Raw genomic sequence first — 7,297 nt, 5'->3', positions numbered from 1 at the left:
TCCGAGGGGGCGGGTGGATCAAGATCAAGAGCTGCAGGCGAGCTAACGCTCGGCCTGATGAGTGGTGAAGAGCGTGGGGTGACGCGGCCCAGCTTTTGCTCTGCTCTTCTGTGGGAGCGAGCTTGCTCGCGATGGCGGCCTGCCAGTCGCTTGAATCCTATCTGGTTGCACAAAATTTTCAGAACCCCCATCTACGGCTTTGGCTTTGGCTTTGGCTTTGGCTTTGGCTTTGGCTTTGGCTTTGGCTTTGGCTTTGGCTTTGGCTTTGGCTTTTGATCTTGATCTTGATCTTGATCTGGCTTTTGATCTTTCGCCCCTTCGGCAGGCCGAGCGTAGGTGTTCATCAGGGGGTTAGGCGCGTAGCGCCGTTCGACGAAGTCGAACACATCGAGAGGAGGTCGTCGCGAAGCAGACCGTAGGCGATGCCCCCTGATGGACACCGTAGCGAGGGAACACCGAGCCTTGGCGAGGTGCCGTACGCCGGGGCGAAGCCTTTTGGTTCCTTTTTGGCGTTTGAAAAAGGGACTCGCTGTAAGAGCGAAACCGCCAGCAGCCGTTACCGCAGAAATGGATATGTACGCCGATTGGAAAAGCCGCCGTTACCGCAGCAACGGATATGTACACCAAACACCAAACACCAAACACCAAACACCAAAACCGCAATCACCCCACCTGATACCCAACCATTCAGAACCCCACCCCCATCCCCCCGGTTAACAAAAGATAACGTGGCGTCGATTGTCAGACATTAAAAAACACCGATAGGATAGGCCAGCTTCCGAAGGGGCTCTGGATTGCGGGTTTCAGGACTATGCTCTGAAACAGCCGGTCCGGACACGCACCCTTGCGGCGCCCAGTAAGGTTGAACGACCTAACAATAATAATGGGAGAAGGTCTATGAGTGAGCCTGTCATGGGTGTGGGTATCTGCCGCCCGCCGGCATTACGCAAATTCGCGTTGCTGGCCACAGCGCTCTCGGTGTTGGGCTCTGCCATGCTGTCGGCGCCTGCGCTGGCCGCGGCCGCGCCGGCATCCGACGTTGTTTATTCCATTGAATCCGCCAAGGCTGCCAAAAGCCTGATGCTCGATGTCGTCCACGCCGGCAAGCGCCTGGTGGCGGTCGGGGATCGTGGGCACATCCTGTATTCCGATGACCAGGGCGCTACCTGGACCCAGGCCAAGGTCCCGACCCGGGCCCTGCTGACGTCGGTGTTCTTCGTCGATGACATGCACGGCTGGGCCGTCGGCCATGACGCGCAGATCCTCGCCAGCGAGGACGGCGGCGCGACCTGGACCAAGCAATTCGAAGATCTGAAACGCGAATCGCCGCTGCTCGATGTCTGGTTCAAGGACGTCGACAGCGGCTTTGCCGTGGGCGCCTACGGCTCGCTGATGGAAACCACCGACGGTGGCAAGCATTGGGAAGACGCCAGCGACCGCCTGGATAACGAAGACCAGTACCACCTGAACGCGATCGCCGCGGTCAAGGACGCCGGGCTGTTCATCGTCGGTGAGCAGGGCAGCATGTTCCGCTCCGCGGACTGGGGCCAGACCTGGGAGAAACTCGAAGGCCCGTACGAAGGCTCGCTGTTCGGCGTGATCGGTACGGCGCAGTCCAATACGTTGCTGGCCTACGGCCTGCGCGGCAATCTTTACCGTTCCACGGATTTCGGCACGACCTGGGACCAGGTCGAGCTCAAGGCTGAACGTGGCGACCTGGAGTTCGGGCTGTCCGGCGGTACGCTGCTCGACGATGGTTCCATCGTGATCGTCGGCAACGGCGGTTCGGTCATTCGCAGCAGTGACAATGGCGAAACCTTCAAGGTGGTCAACCGTCCGGACCGTATTTCCGTCTCGGCAGTGACTGCGGCAGGCAATGGCAATCTGGTTCTGGCCGGGCAGGGCGGCGTTCGCGTCACTTCGCCAAGCGGCACCGAGTCGGGCAAATGAGCCGGGTTAATAATAAGAAGGCGGAGCTATGACTTCCTTGAGTACTCATCACCAGGACAAGGCGACGTTCCTCGAGCGCCTGATCTTCAACAACCGCCCGGCAGTGATCACGATCTGCCTGCTGGTCAGTATTTTTCTGTTCTGGCAGGCGACGCTGATCCGTCCGTCCACCAGCTTCGAAAAAATGATCCCGCTGGAGCACCCCTTCATCCAGAAGATGATGGAGCACCGCAACGATCTGGCGAACCTGGGCAACACCGTGCGGATCTCGGTGGAAGCCACCGATGGCGACATCTTCTCCAAGGAGTACATGGAGACCCTGCGTCAGATCAACGACGAGGTGTTCTACATCTCCGGCGTCGACCGTTCCGGCCTCAAGTCGCTGTGGAGCCCCAGCGTTCGCTGGACCGAAGTGACTGAAGAGGGCTTCGCCGGCGGTGAAGTGATTCCGCAAAGCTACAACGGCTCCCAGGCCAGCCTCGATCTGTTGCGCAACAACGTGCTCAAGTCGGGTCAGGTCGGGCGGTTGGTGTCCAACGATTTCAAATCGAGCATCGTCGACATTCCGTTGCTGGAGTCCTACCCGGACCCGCAGGACCAGGGCAAGCTGCTGGCGCTGGACTATCGCCAGTTCTCCCACGAGCTTGAGGACAAGATCCGCACCAAGTTCGAAGCACAGAACCCGAACGTGAAGATCCACATCGTCGGTTTCGCCAAGAAAGTCGGTGACCTCATCGATGGCCTGGTGATGGTGGTGATGTTCTTCGGCGTTGCCTTCGTCATCACCCTGATCCTCTTGCTGTGGTTCACCAACTGCCTGCGCAGTACGGTCGCCGTGTTGAGCACGACGCTGGTGGCAGTGGTCTGGCAACTGGGCTTGATGCACTTCTTCGGCTTCGGGCTCGATCCCTATTCGATGTTGGTACCGTTCCTGATCTTCGCCATCGGTATTTCCCACGGCGTGCAGAAGATCAACGGGATCGCCCTGCAATCGAGTGAGGCGGACAACGCCCTGACGGCGGCGCGTCGCACCTTCCGTCAATTGTTCCTGCCGGGGATGATCGCGATCCTCGCCGATGCCGTGGGTTTCATCACGCTGCTGATCATCGATATCGGTGTGATCCGTGAGCTGGCCATCGGCGCATCCATCGGTGTGGCGGTGATCGTGTTCACCAACCTGATCCTGTTGCCAGTGGCGATTTCCTATGTCGGCATCAGCAAGCGTGCCGTCGACCGCAGCAAAAAGGACGCGACTCGCGAGCATCCGTTCTGGCGCCTGTTGTCGAACTTTGCCAGCGCGAAAGTGGCCCCGGTTTCCATTCTGCTGGCACTGGTCGCCTTTGGCGGCGGCCTGTGGTACAGCCAGAACCTGAAAATCGGCGACCTCGATCAGGGTGCCCCGGAGCTGCGTCCGGACTCGCGCTACAACAAGGACAACAACTTCATCATCAACAACTACTCCACCAGCTCCGACGTGTTGGTGGTGATGGTCAAGACCAAGTCCGAAGGCTGTTCGCGCTACGAAGCCATGGCGCCGATCGACGAGCTGATGTGGAAGATGCAGAACACCGAGGGCGTGCAGTCGGCGATTTCCCTGGTGACCGTGTCCAAGCAAATGATCAAGGGCATGAACGAGGGCAACCTGAAATGGGAAACCCTGTCGCGTAACCCTGATGTGTTGAACAACTCGATTGCTCGCGCTGACGGCCTGTACAACAACAGCTGTTCCGTGGCGCCGGTGCTGGTGTTCCTCAACGATCACAAGGCCGAGACCCTGGATCGCGCGGTACATGCGGTGCAGGAGTTCGCCAAGGAAAACAACAAGGAAGGCCTGGAGTTCATTCTCGCTGCCGGTAACGCCGGGATCGAGGCGGCCACCAACGAGGTGATCAAGAAGTCCGAACTGACCATCCTGGTCCTGGTGTACATCTGCGTCGCGGTCATGTGCATGATCACCTTCCGTTCGTGGGCGGCGACCTTGTGCATCGTGCTGCCGCTGGTGCTGACCTCGGTACTCGGCAATGCCCTGATGGCCTTCATGGGTATCGGCGTGAAAGTGGCGACCCTGCCGGTCGTGGCGCTCGGGGTGGGGATTGGCGTGGACTACGGCATCTACATCTACAGCCGCCTGGAAAGCTTCCTGCGTGCCGGCCTGCCGCTGCAAGAGGCGTACTACCAGACACTGAAGTCCACCGGTAAGGCGGTGCTGTTCACCGGTCTGTGCCTGGCCATCGGCGTGTGCACCTGGATCTTCTCGGCCATCAAGTTCCAGGCCGACATGGGTCTGATGCTGACCTTCATGTTGCTGTGGAACATGTTCGGTGCGCTGTGGCTGTTGCCGGCACTGGCGCGGTTCCTGATCAAGCCGGAGAAACTGGCGGGGCAGAAGGGCAATTCGTTGTTCGCCCACTGATCGACAGCTGAAACAAAAAAGCCGCAACCTTGGGTTGCGGCTTTTTTATGCCCGATGGTTTCGCCCTGGAACCTGTGGGAGCGAGCTTGCTCGCGATAGCGGAGTGTCAGCCGCATTGATATCGAACATTAGGCCGCCATCGCGAGCAAGCTCGCTCCCACAGGGTTCTTCGGTGATCAGGCGGGATCGCTGCCAAGCACCACATTCAGCGCGCTGCGGGCATCGTCCAGTTGCACCAACGTCGCATGCCGCGCGCCGAGGGCGTCGCGGTTTTCGATGGCGGTCAGGATCGCCTTGTGCCGGGGCAGCGCCAGTTCATGCAGGTTCGGCCGCTGGTTCGAATGCTTCAAGGCTTCGGCGATGGCCACCGAGAGCATGTTGCACAGGTTGGCCAGCAAGTCGTTGTGCGTGGCGTCGGCGATGCGACTGTGGAAGTCCAGGTCCGGCTGCAACAGAGCCTCCGGCGTCGGTGCGGCTTCCATGCGTTGGTAGGCCTCACCGATGGAGGCGATATCCGCTTCCGTGGCGAATTGCGCGGCGAGGGCGGCAGCGGCCGGTTCGATGATGCTGCGCACGCTGGTCAGCAGGTCGAAAAACTGATTCTGCGGACTGCTCTGCATCAACCAGTGCAGCACGTCCGGATCGAGCATGTGCCAGTCCTTGCGCGGCTTGACCACGGTGCCGACCCGCGGGCGGGAATACACCAAGCCCTTGGCGACCAGTACCCGGGTGGCTTCACGCAGCACCGGCCGGCTGACCGCATATTCTTCGCACAACAGCGCTTCGGCGGGCAGTTTGTCGTCGGGCAGGAAACGTCCCGAGACGATCTGCATGCCCAATTCCTGGACGATGCGCGAGTGCATGCTTTTGCGGTCGGAGGGTTTGCGGTAATCCATGGGAAACGGCACGGTCCTGTGCGAAGAGGTGTCGCGCATGATAGCAGGCGCGGCGAGTCGACTGTAGGAGCGAGCTCGCTCGCGATGGACGTCAACGATAACGTGGGGAACCTGACACCCCGCGGCGGTCTCGGGTCCATCGCGAGCAAGCTCGCTCCTACAAGGGGGGGTGTCAGTGGGAGTGACGGGGCACTTCAGCCCCACGGCAACCGACCAGGAAGTCGAAGTCGCAACCCTGGTCCGCTTGCAGCACGTGGTCGATGTACAACTGACGATACCCACCGACGATCAGGTTCTGTGGCGGTTGCAGATCGGCCATGCGTGCGGCCAGCTCGGTGTCCGCAATATCCAGGTGCAAGCGGCCTCTGGCGCAATCGAGTTCGATCCAGTCGCCTTCCTTCACTGCGGCCAGCGGACCGCCGGCAGCGGCCTCCGGGGCGACGTGCAGCACAACCGTGCCGTACGCCGTGCCACTCATGCGCGCATCGGAAATACGCACCATGTCCGTCACACCCTGGGCCAGCAGCTTGGCCGGCAGGCCCATGTTGCCCACTTCGGCCATGCCCGGATAACCCTTCGGCCCGCAGTTCTTCATCACCAGGATCGAGTTGGCATCCACGTCCAGTTCCGGATCGTTGATCCGTGCCTTGTACATGTCGAAGTTCTCGAACACCACCGCACGGCCGCGATGCTGCATCAGTTCGGGCGTGGCGGCGGACGGCTTGAGCACGGCGCCCAGCGGTGCCAGGTTGCCGCGTAACACACAGATGCCGCCATCGGCGCGGATCGGGTTGTCGAGGGTGCGGATCACTTCGTCCTCGCCATAGATCGGCGCGTCCCTGGTGTTCTCGCCGATGGACTTGCCGTTGACGGTCAAGGCGTTCGGGTTCGGGATCAGGTTGGCTTCGCCGAGGCGACGCAGCACCGCCGGCAAGCCACCGGCGTAGTAGAACTCTTCCATCAGGAAGCGCCCGGACGGTTGCAGGTCGACGATGGTCGGCATGCCGCGGCCGATACGGGTCCAGTCGTCCAGGTCCAGCTCGACGCCGATGCGCCCGGCGATGGCTTTCAGGTGGATCACTGCATTGGTCGAACCGCCGATGGCGGCATTGACGCGGATGGCGTTTTCGAAGGCTTCCTTGGTGAGGATCTTCGACAGCTTCAAGTCTTCGCGCACCATCTCCACGGCACGCATGCCGGACATGTGCGCCAGCACATAACGGCGCGCGTCCACGGCCGGAATCGCCGCGTTGTGGGGCAGGGAGGTGCCGAGCGCTTCGGCCATGCAGGCCATGGTCGAGGCGGTGCCCATGGTGTTGCAGGTGCCGGCCGAGCGGGACATACCGCCCTCGGCCGCGAGGAAATCGTCGATGCTGATGGTGCCGGCCTTGACCTGTTCGCTGAGCTGCCAGACCACGGTGCCGGAGCCAATGTCCTTGCCCTTGTGCTTGCCGTTGAGCATCGGCCCGCCGGTGACGACGATGGCCGGCACGTCGCAACTGGCGGCGCCCATCAGCAGGGCCGGGGTGGTTTTGTCGCAACCGGTCAGCAGCACTACGCCATCGATCGGGTTACCACGAATGGCTTCTTCCACGTCCATGCTCGCCAGGTTGCGGGTGAGCATGGCGGTAGGGCGCAGGTTCGATTCGCCGTTGGAGAACACCGGAAACTCCACCGGGAAGCCCCCGGCCTCGATCACGCCGCGTTTGACGTGCTCGGCGATCTGGCGGAAATGCGCGTTGCACGGGGTCAGTTCCGACCAGGTGTTACAGATGCCGATGATCGGCTTGCCATGGAACTGGTGGTCGGCGATGCCCTGATTCTTCATCCAGCTGCGGTACATGAAGCCGTTCTTGTCGGCGGTGCCAAACCATTGGGCGGAGCGCAGGGTGGGTTTCTTATCAGACATGATCGATTCTCTTATTGTATGACTATATTGTTCGAGCTGAGGCGTAACATAAGCGCAAATTGTGCGCTTTGGAAGTGTTGTTGAGTAAAAAGTATTACTATATAGTCCGCTCAAACGGAGGGATGGCCC

At 60.8% G+C, this 7,297-nt stretch carries 5 protein-coding genes; 3 read left to right on the top strand and 2 right to left on the bottom strand.

Features of this window, described 5'->3' with window-relative positions:
- The 3 genes from AC1Q6Y_RS09720 to AC1Q6Y_RS09710 form a co-directional block, all read left to right on the top strand.
- Window positions 1-276: hypothetical protein (locus tag AC1Q6Y_RS09720; RefSeq protein WP_492624473.1), on the top strand; the 276-nt coding region annotated here is incomplete at its 5' end.
- A 621-nt stretch (window positions 277-897) separates the two neighbouring features.
- The gene (locus AC1Q6Y_RS09715) at window positions 898-1,950 is read left to right on the top strand and encodes a WD40/YVTN/BNR-like repeat-containing protein (protein ID WP_154860107.1); all 1,053 of its coding nucleotides are present in this window, start codon (window positions 898-900) and stop codon (window positions 1,948-1,950) included.
- A 28-nt stretch (window positions 1,951-1,978) separates the two neighbouring features.
- Window positions 1,979-4,363, top strand: coding sequence for an efflux RND transporter permease subunit (locus AC1Q6Y_RS09710; RefSeq protein WP_057715020.1), 2,385 nt, complete (start codon window positions 1,979-1,981; stop codon window positions 4,361-4,363).
- Window positions 4,364-4,539: 176 nt separating this feature from the next.
- On the opposite strand, the gene AC1Q6Y_RS09705 is transcribed toward AC1Q6Y_RS09710, so the two are convergent.
- Both AC1Q6Y_RS09705 and AC1Q6Y_RS09700 read right to left on the bottom strand, forming a co-directional pair.
- Entirely contained in the window at window positions 4,540-5,259 is a 720-nt protein-coding gene (locus AC1Q6Y_RS09705; protein WP_032829613.1) for a FadR/GntR family transcriptional regulator, read from the bottom strand.
- A 172-nt stretch (window positions 5,260-5,431) separates the two neighbouring features.
- Window positions 5,432-7,168: an IlvD/Edd family dehydratase gene (locus AC1Q6Y_RS09700; protein WP_492624472.1), complete on the bottom strand. Its 1,737-nt coding sequence runs from the start codon at window positions 7,166-7,168 to the stop codon at window positions 5,432-5,434.
- Window positions 7,169-7,297 lie beyond the last annotated feature (129 nt).

It is taken from the genome of Pseudomonas sp. GW823-FHT06E10 (assembly GCF_058794995.1).
Note: the sequence above shows the minus strand (reverse complement) of the source record. Positions and strands in the feature narration are given on the sequence as shown.